Below are 20,987 nucleotides of genomic sequence, written 5' to 3' on the forward strand. Positions count from 1 at the left end.
GGACCCGCCGCGCGCGCCTCATGGCTGCGCGGCCGTTTCTCGGCCGCACTCAGTCGCGCAGGATCTGCCCGCTGCGTGCGTCGCGGATCTGGGTCGGCTGCGCCAGGGCGCCGGTCTCGCCATCCACCACGCCGTCGATTGTCGCCAGCAATGCCGGATCCAGGGCGGCACGGCTGCGCGCTGGCGGCTCGCCGGCCAGGTTGGCGCTGGTCGACACCAGCGGCGCCCCCCAGGCCGCGCACAGCGCTGCCACCACGGGATGCGCGCTGATGCGTACCGCTAGCCCATCATGTTCGCCGGTGACCCAGCGCGGCGCCCGAGCGGTGACCGGCAGGATCCAGGTGTGCGGGCCGGGCCAGCTGGCCAGCACGTCCTGCCGGCGTGCCGGCTCCAGTGCGTCGATGTCGACCCAGTCGCGCAGCAGGTCCACGCTCGACGCCACCACGATCACGCCTTTCTCCACCGGGCGCCGCTTGATCTCCAGCAGCCGCAGTACGGCCGCCTCCTGGCGCGGGTCGCATCCCAGTCCCCACACCGCTTCGGTCGGGTAGGCGATCACGCCGCCCTGCGTCAGTGCGGCGACGGCGCGATCCAGGTCGAGTGTGTCGGTCATGTGCGCCTCTCAGCCTGCGGCCTTGCTCACGGTTTTCTTGACCACGCGCTTGGCGGCCTTCTTGGCAGCGGTCTTCTTGGCCGGCGCCTTCTTGACGGCGGTCTTGCTGGCTGCGGTCTTGGTCGCGGTCTTCTTGACGGCAGGCTTCTTCGGCGCCGAATCCTTGACCGTATTCTTCTTCAGGGTGGCCTTCTTGGCGCCAAAGCCCTTGCGCACGGGCTTGCCGGTGTCGGCCAGCAGCTGCTGCACTTCTTCGAACGTCAACGACGCCGGCTCACGATCCTTGGGGATCTTGCCATTGAGCTTGCCGTCGCTGATGTACGGGCCGAAGCGTCCGTTGAGTACCTGGATGTCGCTGCCGTCGAATTCCTTGATCACCCGGTTGCGTGCGATCTCTTCCTTCTCTTCGATCAGGAAGACCGCGCGCGCCAGGTCGATGGTGTAGGGGTCGTCTTCCTTCTTCAGCGAGGCATAGGTGCTGCCGCGGCGCGCGAACGGGCCGAAACGGCCGATGCCCACGCTGACGTCCTGGTCCTGGTCCTGGCCGAGCAGGCGCGGCATCTTGAACAGTTCCAGCGCGTCTTCCAGCGAGATCGAATAGATGCTCTGGCCAGGACGCAGCGACGCGAAGGTGGGCTTGTCCTCGTCTTCGACCGTGCCGATCTGCACCATCGGGCCGAAGCGGCCGATGCGCGCGCTGACTTCCTTGCCGCTTTTCGGGTCGGTGCCGAGCACGCGCACGCTGCCGGCATCGGTCTTGTCCAGCGAGTCTTTCTTATCTTCGACCAATTCCTTGAACGGGCCCCAGAACTTCTCCATCAACGGGATCCACTCGGCTTCGCCGCGCGACACCGCATCCAGGTCGTCTTCCAGATTGGCGGTGAAGTCGTAATCGACATAGCGGGTGAAATGCCCGGACAGGAACTTGGACACCGCCCGGCCGACGTCGGTGGGGCGGAAGCTGCGGCCTTCCATCTCGACGTATTTGCGGAACTGCAGGGTCTGGATGATCGAGGCATAGGTGGAAGGACGGCCGATGCCGTATTCCTCCAGCGCCTTGACCAGCGCCGCTTCGGTGAAGCGCGGCGGCGGCTGGGTGAAGTGCTGATCGGTGACGATGCGGTCCAGCGGGACGTTGTCGCCGGCCTTCATCAGTGGCAGCTTGCGGCCCTCGTCCTCGTCCTCGCTGCTCTTGGTGTCCTTGCCTTCTTCGTACACGGCCAGAAAGCCCGGGACCACCACGGTGGTGCCGCTGGCGCGGAACACGTGCTCGCTGCCGGCCGACAGGTCCACGCTGACCGTATTGAGCGTGGCCGGAATCATCTGGCAGGCCACTGCGCGGCGCCAGATCAGCTCGTACAGGCGGCGCTCGTCCTCGGACAGGAAGCGCGCCACTTGCGCAGGCGTGCGCAGCGCGGAGGTCGGGCGCACCGCTTCGTGGGCTTCCTGCGCGTTCTTGGACTTGGTGGTGTAGGCGTTGGGCTGGTCGGGGAGCGAGGCGGTGCCGAAATCGCGCGCGATCACATCGCGGATTTCCGCCAGCGCGTCCTGCGACAGGTTCACCGAGTCGGTACGCATGTAGCTGATCAGACCGACCGAGCCTTCGTCGCCGAGTGCCACGCCTTCGTACAACTTCTGCGCCACCTGCATGGTCTTGCGGGTGGTGAAGCCGAGCTTGCGCGAGGCTTCCTGCTGCAGCGTGGAGGTGGTGAACGGCGGGGCGGGGCGGCGCTTACGCTCCTTGCTGGCCACGTCGGTGACATGCAGCACGCCTTGCGCGGCCTGCTGGATGCGCAGGCGCGCCGCCTCGGCGGTGTCGCCGTCGGTCACGGTGAACTGCTCGAACTTCTGCCCGTCCAGCTTGATCAGCCGCGCATTGAACGCCTGCGAGGGATGCCGACAGTGCGCATCGATGGACCAGTATTCGCGCGGGATAAAGGCTTCGATCTCTTCTTCGCGCTCGACGATCATGCGCAGCGCCGGCGATTGCACGCGGCCAGCGGACAGTCCGCGCTGCACCTTGCGCCACAGCACCGGCGAGAGGTTGAAGCCGACCAGGTAATCGAGCGCGCGGCGCGCCTGCTGCGCATCCACCAGGTCGCCGGCGATCATGCGTGGCTTTGCCATCGCCTCCTTGATCGCGCGCGGGGTGATCTCGGTGAACACCACCCGCTGCATCGGCTTGTCCTTGAGCAGGCCGCGCTCTTTCAGGATCTCGGCGATGTGCCAGCTGATCGCCTCGCCCTCGCGGTCCGGGTCGGTCGCCAGAAAGATGTCGTCGGCACTCTTGGCGGCACGCGCAATGGCTTCGACGTGCTTCTCGTTCTTCTCGATCAGGTCGTAACGCATCGCAAAGCCGTTGTCCGGATCAACCGCGCCTTCCTTGGGGACCAGGTCGCGCACGTGCCCATACGAGGCCAGGACGGTGAAGTCCTTGCCGAGGTATTTATTGATCGTCTTGGCCTTGGCGGGCGATTCGACGATGAGCAGGTGCTTGGGCATGGTGGCAACTTCTTGGGGCGGAGCCCGGGGGGCGGGTAGCGTGGCCTAATTGGCCGGTCGAGGGAAGCAGATCGACCGTTTCCCACGCGTTAACGCCCGGGAAGGACTCCCGGGCGTTCAGTTCTCTTATTAGAAAGATCACGGCGGACGCCGCCGTGTCAAGCGGCCGGCGCCGCGAATTGCTAGCGCTGGCTCATTCCGATCGCCGCCAGCATGAAGGCGACGGCCACCACCGAGAGCACCAGGATCACCGCGTAAATGGCTAGAACCACGATGGACACGGTATCCAGACCCCTGGATTGGCGCTCCGGATGCTCAGTGAATGCCCAACGGTCCACCACCAGGGTGTCGCAGACCTTGTCGTGCGGAGCCTGCTTGCGCGCGGTCATGCCGGCCATGAAGGCCGCCACGATCACGCCGATGCCCAGGGTGAGCACGCTGATCAGCATGTAGGCCAGATAGCGCAGCACATTGCGCCAGAATCCGACCCGCCCGCCGTTGCTGTCGGCGCGCACCAGCTTGATGCCGCAGGCGAGCTTGCCCAGGCTGGCCTGATGCCGGCTGGACTGCATCCAGGCGAAATACAGCGTCGGGATGGCCAGGCCGATGCCGTAGGACATCACCACGATGGCGATGCCGAGCGCACTGCCGTCGTCCAGCGCCGAACCCGAATCGCCGCGCGTGGTGACCAGCGCCACCACGAACACCAGCGGAATCACGATCAGGTACACCGCAAAGGTGGTGATCAGGCTATCGAGAATGCTGGCGGCCACGCGCCGCCAGAGCCCGGCGTAGACCACTGGCGCATCCTGCAGCGCCGTGTCTGCGGCGGGCGCGGCGAGGGCCGGGGCATCCCAGGCCCCTGGAGGTGGCGTGGTCGCCGCTGCCGCGGTGTAACCCGGTGGCCACGTGGTGCCCGAGGGCGTGGTCGGGCTTGGATCTGACGCCAGCGGCGTGTTGGACCATGCCGAGGTGTCTGATGAAGGGGATTGATCGTGTGGCCGGTGTAATGGGGCGATTGCCGGGCGGTGATCGGCACCGGCAGCCGCGCCGGTATCGCTGGCGCTGGTGCCTGCACCCGCACCCTCAATGCCGCCATCGGCAGCTGCCGGTTGCCAGTGCGATGTCCCCCTGGCGTGGTCATCGATCGGCAGGGTCGCGGTGGGCGAACCTGTCGCCGGCGCGTCGTGGCCGGGATGCGCAGCCGACAATGGTGCATGGCTTGCCGCATCCGCCGGCATCTGCCCGCCGGCTTCCGGGGCCGCGGCCGCCGCCGCGCTGTCCAAGCCCAGCTCGCCCTCGATCTCGTGCAGTGCCACCCACTGCGCCAGACCTTCGCGCCAGACCAGGCTGGAACGGTCGATGATGCCCTGCGACAGGCGCGCGCGAAGCGTGTCCGTGTCCACCGGCCCCTGGCGCTGCCGCTGTGCGTCGGCGTAGTACCACTGCGTCATGTTGTCCCCTTAACGTGTAGCGATCGGCATGCAGCAGGCAGTCAGCCGCGGCAATCCGGTGGAAGTTGGGTGTCGTCGATTTCGGAACTGCAGTGCCAACTGCCGGCATCCGCATCCAGCTCCAGCCACACGGCCTTGCCGTCGATTCTGGCCGACTTGGGCGCATGGAGCACGGCTTCGATGCCGCATTCGCTGCCCTCGAAACGGCCGATGCGCACGCTGCTCAGCCGCTCGCTCGCGTACTGCTCGGGTGGCTTGAACCCCGCGTCGTCATTGACCGGGCAGCGGCCCTCACTGGCCAGGAATCCGGTGATCTGCGGCTTCAATGCGGCCAGTTCGCCGACCGCCTCGGCGACCTTGGCGCGGCTCAGGTAATCGTTGTAGGCCGGGAACGCGATCGCAGCGAGGATGCCGATGACGCCCACCATCACGAAAACACCGGCCAGCGCACCCAGCACTGCAACCAGCGGCCAGCCGGGGCCATTGCGACGTGGCTGCACTGGTGGCGCGACAGACGACTGGGCAGGCGGAATGTGCGCCGCGGCAGGCGGCAACGGCGGCGGAACCGCGCCCGCACGCACATCCGTAGAGACTGGCGGGCCCAGGGTGTCGGCGCACGCGGACAGCGGCAACCAGTTGTCCAGGCCTTCGCGCCAGACCAGCGTATCCAGGGCGATCACGCGATCGCGATACAGGCCCAGCAAGACGTCGTCGGCCACCGGACCATGCCGATGGCGGTGGCCATCGGCGTAATACCAACTGCGCATCCCCGTTCCCCTGCACGCACATCCGTGGCGGCTTCAACGCTCAGTGTACGGGTTCAGGCTCGTCCAGGAACATCTGGGTTTCCATCCAGGCGTAGGCCGCTTCCGCCCCGGGCTGGTTGAACAACACCATCAGCACCACCCACTTGAGGTCGTCCAGATCCAGTTCGTCCTGATCCAGCGCCATGGCGCGGTCCAGCACCAACTCGCGCTGGTCGGCGTCGAGAATGCGGTGTTGCTCGAGGAACAGCAGAAACCCGCGGCAGTCGACATCGAGCTTGTCCAGCTCCGGCCCGTGATAGATACGCACCGGTCCATCGACATGCGGGCGCGCGACGCTGGGCCGCTGCTCGGAAAGCGCGTCCAGCCAATCGAAGGCCTTGCTGATTTCTGCGGGACTGAAACCGGCCTGGATCAGGCCATTTTGAAGCGAGTCACGGTCACGGACCAGGTCCGCGTCTTCGCTGAAGTAATGTTCAAACAGGTACAGCAGTACATCGAGAATGCTCTCTTTCATTGCCCTCGGCCTGCGTCGCGCGACGCTGTGGAGGTGAAGAAACTAAGGATTGCGGGTATAGCGACCGTGCTCGGTGACCACGTCTCCCTCCAGTTCCATGATGAGCAGCATGGAGGACAGCGCGGCGGCCGTCAATCCGGTGCGCTGCACCAATGAATCCATAGGGGTTGGGTCGTGGCCCAGTGCTTGCCACAAGCGCTGGTAGTCGGGATCGGAGCGGGCGGGACCGGCGCCAGCACTGGTGGTTGCCTTGCTGGGCAATTCAGTGGGGGCGGCCAGGCGCTCGCGCAAGGCGCTGGCCAATTCGCCAGACAGCTGGCCCAGTCCTTCGATGACCTGTGCAGGCTCCTGCGCCAGCGTGGCGCCCTGCCGGATCAGGTGATGGCAGCCGCGCGCGAGCGGATTGTGCAGCGAGCCGGGGAGGGCGAACACCTCGCGCCCTGCTTCGGCCGCCAGCCGGGCGGTAATCAGTGCGCCCGAACGCATCGCCGCTTCGACCACCAGCGTCCCCAGTGCCAGCCCGGCAATGATCCGGTTGCGGGCCGGAAAGTGCGCCGCGACCGGAGCAGTGCCAGGCAGATATTCGCTGACCACCGCGCCGCGTTCGGCGATGCGATCGCGCAAGCCTTGGTGCCGCTCGGGATAGGCGACATCGACACCTGTGCCGACCACCGCCACGGTGATGCCGTCGTGCTGGGCCAATGCGGCCTCGTGTGCGATCGCATCCACGCCGGCGGCCATGCCGCTGACGATGCTCAGCCCGGCGCAGGCCAGGCTGGAGGCGAATGCGCGGGTATGGTCGCGGCCGCCGGCAGTGGCCGAGCGGCTGCCGACCACCGCCACGCCCGGGTGCCAGAGGACATTGGGGTCGCCGTCCACGAACAAGGCCATCGGCGGATTGGCGATATGCCGCAACAGGGCCGGGTAATCCGGATCGCACCAGCCGATCAGGTGGTGGCCGGGCTGTTCGCACCAGCGCAGCGCGGCCTCCAGCGCCTGTGGATCGGGGCCCTGCAGCAGCGCAGCCTGCACCTCATCGCAACCAGCGGCGCGCCACGCCCCAGGCCCGGCTGCCAGCATTTCGGACGCTGACCCGTACGAGGTCAGCAATTTTCGGCGCGGCGGACTGCGGCCGCCTGCCAGCAGCAGGATCAGCAGTGCGCGCAGGTCGGGAGCGGTTTCGGCCATACACCCAGGCTAGGCCGCAAACGACGACGGCGCCCTCGGGCGCCGTCGCGTTGGTGCATCGGATCTTTCGCTTATTGCGCGTCAGGATGCTTGACGAAATAGCCCAGGCCGGTCGGCTTGACGCTTTCCATCACCAGCGCATAGCTGACCTTGTCGAAGGTGCGGAACACCATCGCATGCGAGGCGTACTCGTCGGGCAGGCCGACGGTGGAGCCGGACGGGCCGCTGAAATCGTCGTCGGTCCGCGAGAAGCGCGAGTGCTTGACGCGGTCGCTGACCGTGCGGCCCTTGCGCCAGATCGAGAACACCGTGCCGTTGTTGATGCCTTCGCGGGCGCCGCCGGAGATGGCGATCACATCGCGCGTGCCGCCGACGGTGAAGGCATCGGCGATGGCCAGCACGCGCAGTTCGGTCTGCAGCGCCTGTTCCGACGGCGGATGCGGGATGAACTGCAGATCGTACGGCTGCGCTTCGACCGCAACGATGCGATCGCCAGCGCGCACTTCGCGGCCGCTGTCCTGCAACAGCAGGGTCGCCGCCTTGGAGTTGCCGCCTGCCGCGCTGCGGGTGATGGTGCCGACATTGACCTGCGCCATCTCGTAGCCGAGGAACTCGCGGCGCGTGCTCGGCGCGATGAAGTTCTTCCAGATGTTGCCCGAGCCGGCGGTGATGTTGCCGGCCATGTCCAGATCTTCGTTGTGCTTGGGCAGGCTGAACTTCACGGTCGGGCGAACCACCGCAAAGCGCTGGCCCGGCTGCGCGTTTTCCAGGCCGACCACGTAGGCGACCTGGCCGGTGGTGGCACGCGTGCGTCCGCCTTCCAGACCCACCACATACGGCAACTGGTCGAAATCGTCGACCACGCGCAGGTTCTTCAGGAACGGCTCGACGTCGGCCAGCGGAATGGCGTTGATCGGCGCTTCCTGGCGCGGGCCGGGCTGGATCGTGCCTTTGCCGACCCGGTCCAGATAGGCCAGGCTGATCACGTCACCCGGATAGATCAGGTGCGGATTCTGAATCTGCGGATTGGCTTGCCAGATTTCCGGCCACAGCCATGGTTTTTGCAGGAAACGCCCAGCGATGTCCCACAAGGTATCGCCCTTGCGGACCACATAGGTGTCTGGATGCTCGCCCACCGCTTGCGCGGCAGCGTAGGTCGCGACGGTCAGCATCGCCGCAGCGACGACCGTACGAAGTCGGTTCAACATAGGTGCCTTCTTGCCTGATTCCCCAACAGGTCTGCGCACTATAGTCTAGAAACCGGGGCGTCACGCAAGCATTGCGCTAGAATGACAGCGTCTTGCCGGCGCCGCGCCGGTGTTTCCAGACGGGTAACCCCATGGCTTTGCTCCCAATTCTTGAGTTTCCCGACCCGCGGCTGCGCACCAAGGCGGTGCCGGTCGATGCTGCCGAGGTCACCAGCCAGGCGTTCCAGACGCTGCTGGACGACATGTTCCAGACCATGTACGAGGCGCCAGGCATTGGCCTGGCCGCCAGTCAGGTGGACGTGCACAAGCGATTCATGGTGATCGACATCAGCGACGAGAAAAACCTGCCGCAGGTGTTCGTCAACCCCGAGATCGTGAGCAAACAGGGCGAGCAGCTGTATCAGGAAGGCTGCCTGTCGGTGCCCGGCATCTATGCCGATGTCAGCCGCGCCGACGCGATCACCGTGCGTTATCTCGACCGCCAGGGCCAGGCGCAGGAACTGCAGGCCGACGGGCTGCTGGCCGTGTGCATCCAGCACGAGATGGACCACCTGGACGGCAAGCTGTTCGTGGATTATCTCTCGCCGCTCAAGCGCGAAATGGTGCGCAAGAAGCTGGCCAAACAGCGCAAGCATGTGGCTTGAGGGCCGGGATTGGGAATTGCGGATTCTGGATTGGCAAAAGCGGGTTTTTGCAGTGTTTTGAATCTGCTGGTGTCGAATCCTCGAATGCGAAGTCTGCTGCGATCTGGCTCGTGGGCTTTGCCCGCGCATCGCGATACCGGCCCGTCTGTAGACGGATGGTCTCAAAGATCGGGATTCGGGATTGGATAAGGCACTGCCGTAGCAGGCATCGAATTGCCGGCTGCGATTCCCGCCTCGCGCTCGATGGTGACGGGCAACGCCGGTTCTGGCGCCAGGTTTCCAAATCCCCCACAAATCTGCTCCTACCTCTCAGCTCCACGCCATTCGCGCCCCGGCCAGCACACCTGCCGTTGCGAATCCCAAATCCCGAATCCCGACTCCCAGCCTTATGAGAATCATCTTCGCCGGTACGCCGGATTTTGCCGTTCCGTCGCTACGCGCCGCCGCGCAGCGGCATGAGGTGGTGGCGGTGTACACGCAGCCGGATCGCCCCGCCGGGCGTGGCCGCGGGTTGACGCCCTCGCCGGTCAAGCTGGAGGCGATCGCGCGCGGCATTCCCGTGTTCCAGCCGCAGACGCTGCGTTCGCCCGAAGCATTGGCGACGTTGCGCAAGCTGGATGCGGACCTGATGGTGGTGGTGGCTTACGGGTTGATCCTGCCAAAGGCAGTGCTGGCCGCGCCGACGCACGGCTGCTGGAACGTGCATGCCTCGTTGCTGCCGCGCTGGCGTGGCGCCGCGCCGATCCAGCGTGCGATCGAGGCCGGCGACACCGAGACCGGGGTGTGCCTGATGCAGATGGAAGCCGGGTTGGACACCGGCCCGGTGCTGCTGTCGCAGCGCATCGAAATTGGCGAGCAGGAAACCGGCGGGCAGCTGCACGACCGGCTGGCCGCGCTGGGCGCGCAGGTGCTGTCCGATGGCCTGGGTCTGTTGCGCGCCGGCATCCGTCCGGTGGCGCAACCGCAGCCGGCCGACGGGGTGACCTATGCGCACAAGCTGGACAAGGCGCAGGCGCGGCTGGATTGGGCGCAGCCGGCGCAGGAACTGGCGCGGCGCGTGCGGGCGTTCAACCCGTGGCCGGTGGCCGAGGCGATCCTGGCGGGCGAGCGCGTGCGCCTGCATGGCGCGGTGGCGCTTGAACTGGCCCATCAACACCCCCCGGGCACGCTGCTGGCGGCCAGCAAGCAGGGCATCGATATCGCCTGCGGTGAGGGTGCGCTGCGGGTGCGCGTGCTCCAGCGCGAGGGCGGCAAGGCGATCACCGCCGCCGATTACCTCAACGCGCGACGCGACCTGCCGGCGCTGCGCTGATGTCGGCCGATACCGCAACCGCCGGCGTTGCCTCGCGCCTGGCCGCCGCACGCGTGCTGACGGCGGTGTTCGATCGGGGCCGGTCGTTGAAGGCCGAACTTGCCGCCACCTTGCCCGGCATCGGCGATCCGCGCGATCGTGCGCTGGTGGAGGCGATCTGCTTTGCGGTCATTCGCCGGCGCCCGGCCTATGACATCGCGTTGCGGCAATGGCTGGAACGTGCGTTGCCGCCCCGCGATGCCGAACTCAAGGCGCTGCTGATGGTCGGTTTCGCCCAACTCGACGTGCTGCAGCTGCCCGCGCACGCCGCGTTATCGGCCACGGTGGATGCGTGCCGCGCATTGGGCCGGCCCCGTCAGGCCGGCATGGTCAACGCGATCTTGCGGCGCGCCCAGCGCGAAGGATTTCCGGCGGTGGCCGACGATGCCGGTTGGCCGTCGTGGCTGCGCAAGCAGCTGCGCGCGGACTGGGGCGATCGTGCCGAAGCCATTTTTACCGCCAGTGCGCAGATGGCGCCGATGTGGCTGCGCGTGCAGCGTTCGCGCACCGACCCTGCGAGGTATGTCGCGCGACTGGCCGAACTGGATATCGTGGCGCACACCGACGCGGTACTGCCGGATGCGGTGCGCCTGCACAACGCCGTGCCGGTGAGCCAGTTGCCGGGCTTTGCCGAAGGCGATGTTTCGGTGCAGGACGGCTCTGCCCAGCAGGTGGCCGATGCGTTGACCCTGGCGCCGTCGGCACGCGTGCTCGATGCCTGCGCGGCGCCGGGCGGCAAGGCGGCGCATCTGCTGGAGCGCCACCCCGGCTTGCAGCTCACTGCGCTGGATGTGGATGCGCGCCGCCTGGAGCGCGTGCAGCAGACCTTGCAGCGCACAGTCCCCGATGCGCAGGTTGCATTGCAGGCGGCCGACGCCGCCGATCCGGACGCGTGGTGGGACGGCCGGCCGTTCGATGCGGTGCTGCTGGACGCGCCATGTTCGGCCACCGGCGTGGTGCGTCGTCAACCGGATGTGCTGCTGCACCGGCGCGCCGACGATATCGATGCGCTGTGCGCGCTGCAGGCGCGGCTACTGGATGCGACCTGGCGCACGCTGCGCCCGGGTGGACAATTGCTGTACACCACCTGTTCGCTGTTGGCGCGCGAGAACCAGGCGCAGGTCGAGGCATTTCTGCAGCGCACTCCCGATGCACAGGCGCAGCCTTTGGGTGCGCAGTTCGGGCATGCCGCCGGCGCCGGACGTCAGCGGTTTCCAGGCGAGGCGCACTGCGACGGATTTTTCTACGCGCTTTTGCTAAAAGCCTCCTGATCGCGCGAAGTCCAGCGCTCCACCCTCTGCGTCCGACTGCCGCCCGACATGTTCAAGAATCGCGCTTCCACCGATGTCTGGTTGCTGGCCATGACCGCCGTGCTGGTAATTGGAGCCGGCCTGGGGTTGCGTGACCCATGGCCGGCGGACGAGCCGCGCTTTGCGCTGGTGGCCAAGCAGATGGTGTTGAGCGGCGACTGGTTGTTCCCGCATCGCGGCAACGAGCTGTATTCGGACAAGCCACCGATGCTGATGTGGCTGCAGGCGCTGTTCTACACGCTGCTGGGCAATTGGCGGGTGGCGTTCCTGCTGCCGTCGTTGCTGGCCGCGTTGGGCACATTGGCCTGCGTCTACGATCTGGGCCGGCGGCTGTGGACCCGGCGCGTGGGCGTGTATGCGGCCTGGATGCTGCTGTTTACGCTGCACTTCACCTTTCAGGCCAAGAAGGCGCAGATCGACCCGCTGGTGGTGTTCTGGATCACCCTGGCCAATTACGGCTTGTTGCGGCATCTGCTGATGGGTCCTGCCTGGCGCTGGTGGACGCTGGGCTGGTTCGCCGCCGGGTTGGGCGTGATCACCAAGGGCGTTGGCATCATCGCGCTGCTGCTGCTGATCCCGGCCGGGATTGCAGCGGCGCGTGGCTGGCCGGGCGTGCGCGTGCACGTGCGCGACCGGCGCTTCTGGCTGGGGCCGCTGTTCTTCTTCGTGGCGATCGCGCTGTGGTTCGTGCCGATGATGGTGACCGCGCTGACCGCCGGCCAGCCCGAGTACCGCGTGTATCTCAACGACATCCTGCTGCGCCAGACCGCCAAGCGCTACGCCAACTCCTGGGATCATGCGCAGCCGGTCTGGTACCACCTGCAAAGCATGGCCACGATGTGGCTGCCGACCATCCTGCTGCTGCCGTGGGCGATTCCAGCGTGGCGGCGCCGGCTGAAGCGACGCGATCCGCGCTATCTGCTGCTGCTGGCCTGGTGGCTGCTGGTGCTGGTGTTCTTCACCATTCCCAGCGGCAAGCGCGATGTGTACATCCTGCCGGCGCTGCCGATGTTCTGCCTGGCGCTGGCGCCGCTGGTGCCGGGCCTGCTGCGCCGGGCTGGCGTGCAGCGGCTGCTGTTCGGGTTCGGGCTGCTGTTGGCAGTGGCGTTCAGCGCGGGCGGCGTGGCGATGCTGATCGGCCACCCGGGCTTCGAGCAGAAGATCATGGACAGCCGCGGGGTCGGCAGCGAAGCCACCGACCCGCTGGGCTGGCTGCTGCTGGCGGTGGGTAGCTGGGGCATCGCCAGCCTGCTGCTGATGCGCGTGCGCCGCTCCGCGTTCGCGGTGGTTTCGCTGCTTGGCGCGTGGTGGGTGGCGTTCGGGCTGGTGTGTTACCCGATCTTCAACGATTCCAGTTCGGCCGGTGCGGTGATGCGCGAGGCCGGGCGCCGCATCGGCCCGGATGCGCAACTCGGGCTGGTGGCGTGGAAGGAGCAGAACCTGCTGATGGCCGACCGGCCTGCGCAGACCTTCGGCTTCAAGGTGCCGTGGGAAGCCCAATTGCAGCGCGGCGTGGCCTGGCAGGCAGAGCAACCCGGCCAGCGCTGGCTGATGGCACAGGAGACCGCATTGCTGGCCTGCGTGGATCGCAGCCGCAGCCAGTTGGTGGGCGTGGCCAATCGCCGGCGCTGGTGGTTGGTGCCGTCCGATGCCGTGCGTGGCCCCTGCGTGGCCAGCTCCAGCGAGCGTGCGGTGGAAGCAAAGGAGCAGGGCAACCTGGATACCGAATGAGCCGGCCGACTCCACCGGCACACGCGCGTACCAGGTGCCATTGGCACGGCGTCAATGCAGCGGCCGGTCGCTGTCTAGCAGGGATTCATGCGTCGCATCGTTAGCTTGGCCGGCGCTGCCGAAGCCCACGCACTGCGTCGCCCCCCTTTTCCCACCGATTTTGTAGATGAATTCCTTGCGTCCCCAACCCGCGTCACTGTCGCCCTCTGCCCCGACCACCTCGCGGGCAGGCGTGCGCATTGCCGAGCTGGGCGCGTTCGCATTGACTGCGCTGGTGGTGAGCATGCCGAGCGGGTTGCTGCCGTTCGGCCTGTGCCTGCTGCTTGGTTCGTTGATGGGCTGGCGCAGCTTGCGTGAGGCCATTGCCGCGCGCGAGTGGTCGTTGCGCGTGGTGGGCTGGCTGACGGTGGCGGTGATTGCGATGTCGCTGCTGTCGATCGCGTTGTTCGAGCACGGGCTGCGCGATGTGGGCAATCGCTCGCGCTTCCTGGTGCTGCCTTGGGCGGCGCTGTGGGCCTATGCGTTGCAGCCGCGCCAGCTGTGGTTGTGGCGCGGTGCCTTGGTCGGCGTGTTTGCGGCCATGCTGATCGCGCTGCTGCAGGTGATGAACGGTGCCGACCGCGCCGAAGGCTTCACCAACGCCATTGTGTTTGCCGACATCGTGCTGATGTTGCTGGTGGTGGCGGTGTTCTGCCGCCCGCTCGGCAGCGTGCGCTGGCTGGTGGGGGCTGGGGTCGCCACCGTGGTGGTGATCGTGCTCAGCGGCAGCCGCGGCGTGTGGCTGGCGATGCTGGCCACGCTGGGCGTGCTGATCTGGGGTGCGCCCTGGCACAGCACGCGCGTGCGCCTGCTGACCTTCATCGGCGGCGCGGTGCTGGCGGTGGGCGTCGCGCTCAGCGTGCCGGCGCTGACCGATCAGATGCGCCTGGGCGAATTGCAGCGCGACCTGCAGCGTTACGAAGTGGGCGACACCGATTCGTCGGCCGGTGCCCGTATCGAACGCCTGCATGTGGCTTGGGACACGGTGACGGCGCATCCGCTGACCGGTGTGGGCGTTGGGCGTTTCGACGATGCGATGCACGACCTGCCGGCCTGTGCCGCCGACCCGTCGTTGTTCCGTTGCCAGTTGGGGCATGCGCACAACGATCTGGCCGAATGGAGTGCCACCCAGGGCGTGCCCGGGCTGTTGCTGCTGCTTGCCGTCTACGGCGTGCCGCTGTGGATGTTCGTGCGACTGCATCGGCGCAGCGGACAGCAGCAGTTCCGCGGCCCGGCGGCGGCCGGGGTGATGCTCGTGATCAGTTATGCCTTGTGCGGCCTGACCCAATCGATGTTCGCGCACCAGGTGGCGGCGAGCTTCTACACGGCCATGGTCGGCGTGCTGGTGGGTCTGTCGGCGCGGCAGGCGCAACAGGTGCAGTCGGACGTGGCACGCGCTCGATAGCGGCGGATGATCCACCGGCTGCATGTGGCGCATGCCCTGGCAGCGCGCTTTCGGTGCCTGGGCACACGCCCGTGCACAAACAGAAGGGGGGCGGTTGTTGCCGGAGTCGGCATGCGTTGGCTTGCACAGACCGACTTCCACGCACCGTTGGCGCGTTCGCAGCAGCGTGGCTGCAGCTCGGAGTTTTTACCGGTTGTTATTCGCTGCGCCGATCCGGCGCCCGTGGCGGGTCCTGCACCGGCTGATTGTTTTGCAGCAGCCACAACATGATGGTCTTCTGGCGGACGTAGTTGGCGCGCACATAGGCGTAGATCAGCCCATGCCAGCCATCGCGAAAGCCGCCGCGCAACAGGTAGCCGCGCCAGAAGCGCCAGGCCGGCGCCAGCACCAGTTTGCTCCAGGTGGCGCGTTTGCCGCGTGCATGTTCGTGCTCGGCCATCATCTGCGCGTAGCGCTGGGTCTTGGCCAGCTGCTGCATCAGCGAGCGGTACGGGTAATGGATCAGATCGCCCGCCAAGGTCTCCACGGGGCCATCCACGCTGGCCGCCTCGTGGATCTCGCGCTTGCCGCGCCAGCCGCCGCGACGGCGATCGAACAAGCGCAGCACCCGGTCCGGATACGCATTGCCGTGGCGCAGGAAGCGACCGAAGTAGTCGGACAGGCGTGCGAAGCGGTAGCCGGCCGCCGTGGCGAAACCGGCGTCGCGCGCAGCGATGATCGAGGCGCGCAGGGCATCGCTGACGCGTTCGTCGGCGTCCAGGCACAACACCCAGTCGTGGCTGGCTTGTGCCACGCAGAATGCCTTCTGGCTGCGGTAGCCATCGAAGGTGCGTTGCAGCACGCGCGCGCCGTGTGCGCTGGCGATGGCGGTGGTGGCATCGGTGGAGCCGGAGTCCACCACCACGATCTCGTCGCAGAACGCCAGCGAGGCCAGACAGTCGCGTAGGCGATCGGCCTCGTTGAACGCGATAATGCAGGCGCTGATGCGCGGCCGTTCGTCGGGTGCGGTCGAAGAGGACATGTGATGGCCGATTACCTGCTGTTCGCAACGGAGCGTTACGCGTTGCCTATTCTGGCGCCATTGGCGCAGGCGTTACAGGGCTGCGGGCACGTGGTGTCGGCCTGGTTCGAAGGTGGCGCGCGCGGGCTGGCGCTGCCGGGCGTGCGCGAGGTTGGCCTGCGCGAGGCGCTGGCGCTGCGCCCGCGTGCGGTATTCAGTGCCGCCAACTGGGTGCCGCCGTTTGTGTCGGGCGCGAAAGTGCAGCTGTTTCACGGTTTCAATGTGCAAAAGCGCGAGGACAACCGCGGCCATTTCCGGGTGCGTGGCCTGTTCGATCTGTACTGCACGCAAGGCCCCGCCACCACCGCGCCGTTCCGCGTGCTGGCGCAGCGCGAGGGCCATTTTGCCGTGGTGGAAACCGGCTGGCCCAAGCTCGACCCGGTCTTTCGCGACGATGGCGGCCGCAGCGCGGCCTTGCGTGCACCGGCCGCCGGCCGCCCGGTGATCCTGTTCGGTTCCACCTTTACCGAGCGCCTGAGCGCGGCGCCCGCACTCTACGACGAGATCGCCGCCGACATCGCGCGCGGCGCGCATTACTGGTTGCTGACCTTGCACCCGAAGTGCGCGCAGGAATTGTTCGATCGCTATCGCGCACTGGCAGGCGCCAACGCACGCTTCATCGAACCCGAAGAGGTCATGGCCGCGCAACGTGCGGCCGATGTGCTGGTTTCCGATACCTCGTCGATCGTGTCCGAGTTCGTGGTGCAGCACAAACCGGTGGTGACCTTTCGCAACCGTGTGCCGCAGCCGCACATGCTCGACTTCCGGCAGGCAGAGCACTTGCCGCAGCAGCTGGCGCGCGCGCTGGCGCCGGATGCGGCTTTGCGTAGCGCGCTTGCCAGTTATGCCGATGCGATTCACCCGTATCGCGACGGGCATTCTTCCGAGCGGGTGATTGCCGCCACTGAAGACTTCATTGCCGGCAAGCTCGGCGGGCTGCGTCGCAAACCGCTGGGTGCAGTGTGGCGCGGGTTGCAGATCCGTCGCGAGTTGGGCTACTGGGGGCCGGCGCAGCGCTGAGCGCGATCAGCGGCAACGAGCGGGTGGTGATGATCGGCGACGTTTTGCCGAACTTACGTCCTTGTCATTGATCAGACCACTGACCCGGATTGCGACTGACGAGCAGCACCAAGGCTGATCGCGGATGTTGATCAGTGCAACTACTGAGCGCTAACGCTGATCACCAGCGCAGCTTGCGCCGTGCCAGCGCGGCACCGAGTTGCGCCTGCAGCGCCTGCGCCTGGGCAAGCGGCACAAAGCGCAGCCGCAATGCCGGGCCGGTGGCACTGGCGCCGGCTGTATCCAGCCATAGCGTGGCGGTGCCGGATAGGCGATCCAGCGGCGAGCGCTGCAGTTGCAGCGCCTGCAACTTGTCCAGCTCGGCCAGCCGCCACCAGCGCTTCCACCAGCCGCCGCGCACCGCAACGTAACGCGCATCCACCGCATAGGCCATGCGCTGCACCTGACGCTGCGCCTTGAACGCGCTCCACGGCAGCCACACCAGCAACCACAAGGCCTGGCTGCCGAGCTGCCACGCCAGGCCCGCCGTCAGCGGCAGCAGCATCAGCGCGGCAGGCAGACTCAATCGCCACCAGCAATGCGTGGCGATCGTCTGCCACTGCGTCGGCGGCCAGGCGATGCCTGGCAGCAGGCGTTGCAGCAAGGCGTCGCACTGTTGCGGGTCGGCAATGGGCGCGAGTTCTTTCAACGCGCTGCCGTGGGTGTCGCCAGTGCCGGCCACTGCGGTGTCCACCCGCAACTGGCGACGGCCGAACAGGCGATGCAGCAGGCCCTCGTACAACGTCCAGGACTGGATCCGCCGCAACGCCACGCTGCTGCGGATCCGCGTCAGCAGCCCGCGCTCCACGGTGAGGCGACGCTCGGATTCGCTCAGGTGGAAGCCGTGGTACTGGGTCACCGCCAGGGCGACCGACAGCGCGCGCATCGCCAGCAACAGGGCGAGTGTGGCGAGGATCGCCAGCGTTGCCGTGACCGCGACGCCGGGATGGATCTGGCTGACGTAGCGATAGGCCAGCTCGCCGTTATGCTCGACGAAATTGGACACCGTGCGGCGCGGAATCATCTGGTAGATCACGCCAAAGCCGGCCGCCACCACCACCATGCCGCGATTGGAGATCAGGCCCAGCCGGATGACCTCGGCCATCGGCAGGCGCAGCAGGCTGCCGCTGTCTTCCTCGATTTGCGGCGCCGGCACGCCTGCCTCGGTTGCACGGCGCCGTATCAGATCTTCCAGCGCAAGCGCCTGATCCAGCCGCAGCACGCGCATTTCCGCTTCCGGCTTGTGCCCACCGGCCGATTCCAGCCGCACCTCGGCCACGCCGGCCAGACGGTGCAGCAGCGATTGATGCACCACCACGTTATGGATGCGCGCAAACGGAATATCGCGCCGGCTGCGTTCCAGCAGGCCACTGCGAATGGCTACGCTATCGCTGCCGATCCGGTAGCGGTAGGTGAAGTAGCGCAGCACCGAAATCGCAACCAGCACCGCAATCACCACCCCGGTGGCGATCTGGTCGGCAACATCGCGATTGCCGTCGCGGCTGCCGAACAGGATCAGTGCAGCCAGCGGAATCAGGAACTGACGGATCTGCTGCAGCAACACGAACACCCACGACAACGGATGCAGGCGCTGCTCGTCGTTGCCGGGATGTGCAACGGCGCTCATAGCGCGTCGTCGTCGTGATCGAGCTGCCGGGCCAGGCGGTCGCGCAGGCGCTCGGCATCGTGTTGATCCAGCCCCGACAGCGCCACCGCGTTGAGCCGGCTGCCGGCGGTGTGCACCACCAACGTGGTCAGGCCGGTGGCGCGTTCGATCGGCCCGCGGCGCAGGTCCACATGCTGCACGCGCGAAATCGGAACGCGCGTATCGCTTTGCCATAGATGGCCGCGCTGTAGCGCCAGGCCGTGCTGATCGAGTTTCCAATGTGTCAGCCGATGCCGTTTGACCGCCAGCCAGGCGCCCAGCAGGGCGATGACCGCGGTCACGCCCAGCGCCATCGGCCAGTAACGCCAGGCGTGCAGCCAGACAATCGTGACGCCGGCTGCGATCAGGCCCGCACATCCGCCGCCGAGTGCGCCATTGATCGCCGCCACATACGCACCGCGGCGCGGCAGCGACTGCCACTGGCTGTGCGTCACGGCTGGGGTTTGTGCCGGAGCGGGCTGGACCATGACGTCGGGGTGCGGCGGTGGAGCGTCGTGCACGTGGCTGGCCTGCAGAAGCGGTGCGCAAGCATAGCCGGCTGCCCAGTGCAGGCGCACCCGGCGCCGGGCGCGTTATTGCGCGGCCAGGATCAACGCATCCACATCCAGCGCGTGGCCGGCGCGTGCGGCCTTGGTGCGCAGGTACTGCTCGTTTTCGGCGGTGATGTCGCCGGTGATCGCGATGCGGTCTTCGACCACGATGCCGGCCGCGCGCAGGCGCTCGGCCTTGGCCGGGTTATTGGTCAGCAGCCGGATCCGGCTGATGCCCAGCCCGCGCAGCATCGCCACCGCACTGCCGTAGCGGCGCTCGTCCGGACCAAAGCCCAATTGCGCGTCGGCATCGATGGTGTCCAGGCCCGCATGCTGATAGCCGTAGGCGCGCATCTTGGCGGCGATGCCGGTGCCGCGACCTTCCTGGTCCAGATACAGCAGTACGCCGCCACCGAGCTCCTTCAGCTTGGCCAGGCCGTGCCGCAGCTGGTCGCCGCAATCGCATTTGAGCGAGCCGAACAGGTCGCCGGTGAGGCACGACGAATGCACGCGCACGGGCACGGCAGTGCTCAGGTCAGGCTGGCCGACCACGATCGCCACCTGATCGCGCTGCGCCACGCCGCCGCGAAACACCACGAACTCGCTCATGCCCAGGCCGCGCAGCGGCACCGGAGTGCGGGTCACCAACTCGTAGCCGGCAGCCGAGGAGGTGGCACAGCCGCGGCTCAGATCGTCCAGCGCCAGCGACTGGCAGCCGGCGAACGCGGCATGGTCGTGCACATCGCGCAGCTCCACCGCCAGCAGCGCCGGCAGCAGCAGGCCAAGCCGCGCGATCTCCACGCCGCCGGCATCCAGCGCATCGCCGGCCGTCCACTGCGCGGGCACCGGGGTGTCGCGCAGGTAGGCCAGCGCGGCGAGCTGGTCGTAGCTGTGATCGAGCAAGCCCACGCGCGCGCCCTGCGGCGCACTCAGCCCCAGCACATGGGCGCGGGTGGGCGTCACGAAGAGATAGTGGCGTCCCCGCGCGGCGCGGGCGAAAGCCGCATACGACTGCGCCGTGCTGCTATCCAGCGCCAGCACCGCACGCGCCTGCCCATCCGCCGCCGTCAGCAGGACCGGGCGCCCGGCGCGCAGTTCGGAGGCGGCGCGCTCACAGCGAATGGCCGCCGGATCGCCGAAGGCCTGTGCGCTGGGGGAGGGGAGGGGGCTGCTCATGCACGACTCCAAATGGGGATTGCCACGGCCGCTTCAAGGCGGACGCCGCCGCGGTCACTGCCTGATCGCATCTGCCCATTGTCGCGCGCCTGGCAACAGGCAGTCGCCACAACCGGGTAGAACGCTGCATCCAGCCGCTGCCGATTGAGTGGGCGGGCCTGGGCCGCTTGGTTGCCCTGCGGCCCGCGTTGTTCAGGGTGCGGCAATGCTTTCTAATCGGGCCACCTCCATGTTCGTCGGGCCCCATGCACATTGTCGATTGCAGCCACGCGCGCCATGCCAGTGCCATCCTGGACATCTTCAACGAAGCCATCGCCAATTCCACCGCGCTGTACGACTACCGTCCCCGGCCACCGGAGAGCATGGTCGGCTGGTTCGCCACCAAGCAGGCGGGCGGCTTTCCGGTGATCGGCGTGGAGCACGACGACGGCACCCTGATGGGCTTTGCCAGCTACGGCACCTTTCGCGCCTGGCCCGCCTTCAAGTACAGCGTCGAGCATTCGATCTACGTGCATCGCGACCATCGCGGCAAGGGCCTGGGACGTCTGCTGCTGCAGGCCCTGATCGCAGCGGCGCAAGTGCGCGGCGTGCACGTGCTGGTGGGCGGCATCGATGCCAGCAACCAGGCCAGCATCGCGTTGCACGAACAGTTCGGTTTCACCCACGCCGGCACCGTGCGCGAAGCCGGTTTCAAGTTCGGGCGCTGGCTGGACCTGGCGTTCTACCAACGCATCCTGGACACACCTGCCGATCCGCACGACGACTGAGCT

The 20,987-nt window shown here is 67.3% G+C and carries 18 protein-coding genes; 7 read left to right on the forward strand and 11 right to left on the reverse strand.

Translation table 11 applies throughout. The features are described 5' to 3' along the window. Positions 1-49: 49 nt before the first annotated feature. The 7 genes from J7396_RS16590 to J7396_RS16620 form a co-directional block, all read right to left on the reverse strand. On the reverse strand, positions 50-613 hold the full coding sequence (locus J7396_RS16590) for a Sua5/YciO/YrdC/YwlC family protein (RefSeq protein WP_014091222.1): 564 nt from the start codon (positions 611-613) through the stop codon (positions 50-52). A 9-nt stretch (positions 614-622) separates the two neighbouring features. Beyond that, positions 623-3,115, reverse strand: coding sequence for a DNA topoisomerase I (locus J7396_RS16595; RefSeq protein WP_136733290.1), 2,493 nt, complete (start codon positions 3,113-3,115; stop codon positions 623-625). Positions 3,116-3,297: 182 nt separating this feature from the next. Then, on the reverse strand, positions 3,298-4,569 hold the full coding sequence (locus J7396_RS16600) for an RDD family protein (RefSeq protein WP_014091220.1): 1,272 nt from the start codon (positions 4,567-4,569) through the stop codon (positions 3,298-3,300). Positions 4,570-4,610: 41 nt separating this feature from the next. Continuing rightward, positions 4,611-5,336 carry a pilin gene (locus tag J7396_RS16605; RefSeq protein WP_011348786.1) on the reverse strand — a complete coding sequence of 242 codons (726 nt, stop codon included), beginning with the start codon at positions 5,334-5,336 and terminating at the stop codon, positions 4,611-4,613. Between the two features lie 40 nt (positions 5,337-5,376). Continuing rightward, positions 5,377-5,850: a DUF494 family protein gene (locus J7396_RS16610; RefSeq protein ID WP_003484452.1), complete on the reverse strand. Its 474-nt coding sequence runs from the start codon at positions 5,848-5,850 to the stop codon at positions 5,377-5,379. Positions 5,851-5,892: 42 nt separating this feature from the next. Next, positions 5,893-7,038 (reverse strand): DNA-processing protein DprA, encoded by a 1,146-nt coding sequence (gene dprA / locus J7396_RS16615; RefSeq protein WP_209261751.1) that lies wholly within the window; start codon positions 7,036-7,038, stop codon positions 5,893-5,895. Between the two features lie 71 nt (positions 7,039-7,109). Continuing rightward, positions 7,110-8,246 carry a LysM peptidoglycan-binding domain-containing protein gene (locus J7396_RS16620; protein WP_014091218.1) on the reverse strand — a complete coding sequence of 379 codons (1,137 nt, stop codon included), beginning with the start codon at positions 8,244-8,246 and terminating at the stop codon, positions 7,110-7,112. Between the two features lie 131 nt (positions 8,247-8,377). Here J7396_RS16620 and def point away from each other — a divergent pair, with 131 nt between their 5' ends. From def to J7396_RS16645, 5 genes are all read left to right on the forward strand, one after another. After that, positions 8,378-8,890 (forward strand): peptide deformylase, encoded by a 513-nt coding sequence (gene def / locus J7396_RS16625; protein WP_008572823.1) that lies wholly within the window; start codon positions 8,378-8,380, stop codon positions 8,888-8,890. Positions 8,891-9,278: 388 nt separating this feature from the next. Then, positions 9,279-10,202, forward strand: a complete 924-nt coding sequence (gene fmt / locus J7396_RS16630; protein ID WP_014091217.1) for a methionyl-tRNA formyltransferase — start codon at positions 9,279-9,281, stop codon at positions 10,200-10,202. Continuing rightward, positions 10,202-11,512, forward strand: coding sequence for a 16S rRNA (cytosine(967)-C(5))-methyltransferase RsmB (gene rsmB, locus J7396_RS16635; RefSeq protein ID WP_014091216.1), 1,311 nt, complete (start codon positions 10,202-10,204; stop codon positions 11,510-11,512). The genes fmt and rsmB overlap by 1 nt, the downstream gene beginning before the upstream one ends. Before the next feature lie 48 nt (positions 11,513-11,560). Continuing rightward, positions 11,561-13,282 (forward strand): glycosyltransferase family 39 protein, encoded by a 1,722-nt coding sequence (locus J7396_RS16640; protein WP_029820471.1) that lies wholly within the window; start codon positions 11,561-11,563, stop codon positions 13,280-13,282. Positions 13,283-13,448: 166 nt separating this feature from the next. Beyond that, on the forward strand, positions 13,449-14,726 hold the full coding sequence (locus J7396_RS16645; RefSeq protein ID WP_029820470.1) for an O-antigen ligase: 1,278 nt from the start codon (positions 13,449-13,451) through the stop codon (positions 14,724-14,726). Positions 14,727-14,922: 196 nt separating this feature from the next. On the opposite strand, the gene J7396_RS16650 is transcribed toward J7396_RS16645, so the two are convergent. After that, positions 14,923-15,747 carry a glycosyltransferase family 2 protein gene (locus J7396_RS16650; protein ID WP_011348778.1) on the reverse strand — a complete coding sequence of 275 codons (825 nt, stop codon included), beginning with the start codon at positions 15,745-15,747 and terminating at the stop codon, positions 14,923-14,925. Here J7396_RS16650 and J7396_RS16655 point away from each other — a divergent pair, their 5' ends adjacent. Further along, a complete protein-coding gene (locus tag J7396_RS16655) occupies positions 15,748-16,806 on the forward strand; it encodes a CDP-glycerol glycerophosphotransferase family protein (RefSeq protein WP_209261752.1) in 1,059 nt (352 codons plus the stop codon). A 160-nt stretch (positions 16,807-16,966) separates the two neighbouring features. Here J7396_RS16655 and J7396_RS16660 read toward each other — a convergent pair whose 3' ends face one another. From J7396_RS16660 to ribA, 3 genes are all read right to left on the reverse strand, one after another. Next, a complete protein-coding gene (locus tag J7396_RS16660; protein WP_008572809.1) occupies positions 16,967-18,472 on the reverse strand; it encodes a PH domain-containing protein in 1,506 nt (501 codons plus the stop codon). Beyond that, positions 18,469-18,945, reverse strand: a complete 477-nt coding sequence (locus J7396_RS16665; RefSeq protein WP_029820467.1) for a PH domain-containing protein — start codon at positions 18,943-18,945, stop codon at positions 18,469-18,471. The genes J7396_RS16660 and J7396_RS16665 overlap by 4 nt, the downstream gene beginning before the upstream one ends. Before the next feature lie 138 nt (positions 18,946-19,083). After that, positions 19,084-20,217 (reverse strand): GTP cyclohydrolase II RibA, encoded by a 1,134-nt coding sequence (gene ribA / locus J7396_RS16670; protein WP_071118383.1) that lies wholly within the window; start codon positions 20,215-20,217, stop codon positions 19,084-19,086. Between the two features lie 245 nt (positions 20,218-20,462). On the opposite strand from ribA, the gene J7396_RS16675 reads away from it, so the two are divergent. Continuing rightward, entirely contained in the window at positions 20,463-20,984 is a 522-nt protein-coding gene (locus J7396_RS16675) for a GNAT family N-acetyltransferase (RefSeq protein WP_008572803.1), read from the forward strand. Positions 20,985-20,987 lie beyond the last annotated feature (3 nt).

The organism is Xanthomonas sp. A1809 (assembly GCF_017746015.1).
Taxonomy (GTDB): Bacteria; Pseudomonadota; Gammaproteobacteria; order Xanthomonadales; family Xanthomonadaceae; genus Xanthomonas; species Xanthomonas euvesicatoria.

Bases quoted from the DNA above. Each gene is read 5' to 3' on its own strand.
- dprA (WP_209261751.1), bottom strand. From the start codon at position 7,038: ATGGCCGAAACCGCTCCCGACCTGCGCGCACTGCTGATCCTGCTGCTG.
- rsmB (WP_014091216.1), top strand. From the start codon at position 10,202: ATGTCGGCCGATACCGCAACCGCCGGCGTTGCCTCGCGCCTGGCCGCC.
- J7396_RS16610 (WP_003484452.1), bottom strand. From the start codon at position 5,850: ATGAAAGAGAGCATTCTCGATGTACTGCTGTACCTGTTTGAACATTAC.
- def (WP_008572823.1), top strand. From the start codon at position 8,378: ATGGCTTTGCTCCCAATTCTTGAGTTTCCCGACCCGCGGCTGCGCACC.
- J7396_RS16605 (WP_011348786.1), bottom strand. From the start codon at position 5,336: ATGCGCAGTTGGTATTACGCCGATGGCCACCGCCATCGGCATGGTCCG.
- J7396_RS16595 (WP_136733290.1), bottom strand. From the start codon at position 3,115: ATGCCCAAGCACCTGCTCATCGTCGAATCGCCCGCCAAGGCCAAGACG.
- J7396_RS16650 (WP_011348778.1), bottom strand. From the start codon at position 15,747: ATGTCCTCTTCGACCGCACCCGACGAACGGCCGCGCATCAGCGCCTGC.
- J7396_RS16660 (WP_008572809.1), bottom strand. From the start codon at position 18,472: ATGAGCGCCGTTGCACATCCCGGCAACGACGAGCAGCGCCTGCATCCG.
- ribA (WP_071118383.1), bottom strand. From the start codon at position 20,217: ATGAGCAGCCCCCTCCCCTCCCCCAGCGCACAGGCCTTCGGCGATCCG.
- J7396_RS16675 (WP_008572803.1), top strand. From the start codon at position 20,463: ATGCACATTGTCGATTGCAGCCACGCGCGCCATGCCAGTGCCATCCTG.
- fmt (WP_014091217.1), top strand. From the start codon at position 9,279: ATGAGAATCATCTTCGCCGGTACGCCGGATTTTGCCGTTCCGTCGCTA.
- J7396_RS16645 (WP_029820470.1), top strand. From the start codon at position 13,449: ATGAATTCCTTGCGTCCCCAACCCGCGTCACTGTCGCCCTCTGCCCCG.
- J7396_RS16590 (WP_014091222.1), bottom strand. From the start codon at position 613: ATGACCGACACACTCGACCTGGATCGCGCCGTCGCCGCACTGACGCAG.
- J7396_RS16640 (WP_029820471.1), top strand. From the start codon at position 11,561: ATGTTCAAGAATCGCGCTTCCACCGATGTCTGGTTGCTGGCCATGACC.
- J7396_RS16600 (WP_014091220.1), bottom strand. From the start codon at position 4,569: ATGACGCAGTGGTACTACGCCGACGCACAGCGGCAGCGCCAGGGGCCG.
- J7396_RS16620 (WP_014091218.1), bottom strand. From the start codon at position 8,246: ATGTTGAACCGACTTCGTACGGTCGTCGCTGCGGCGATGCTGACCGTC.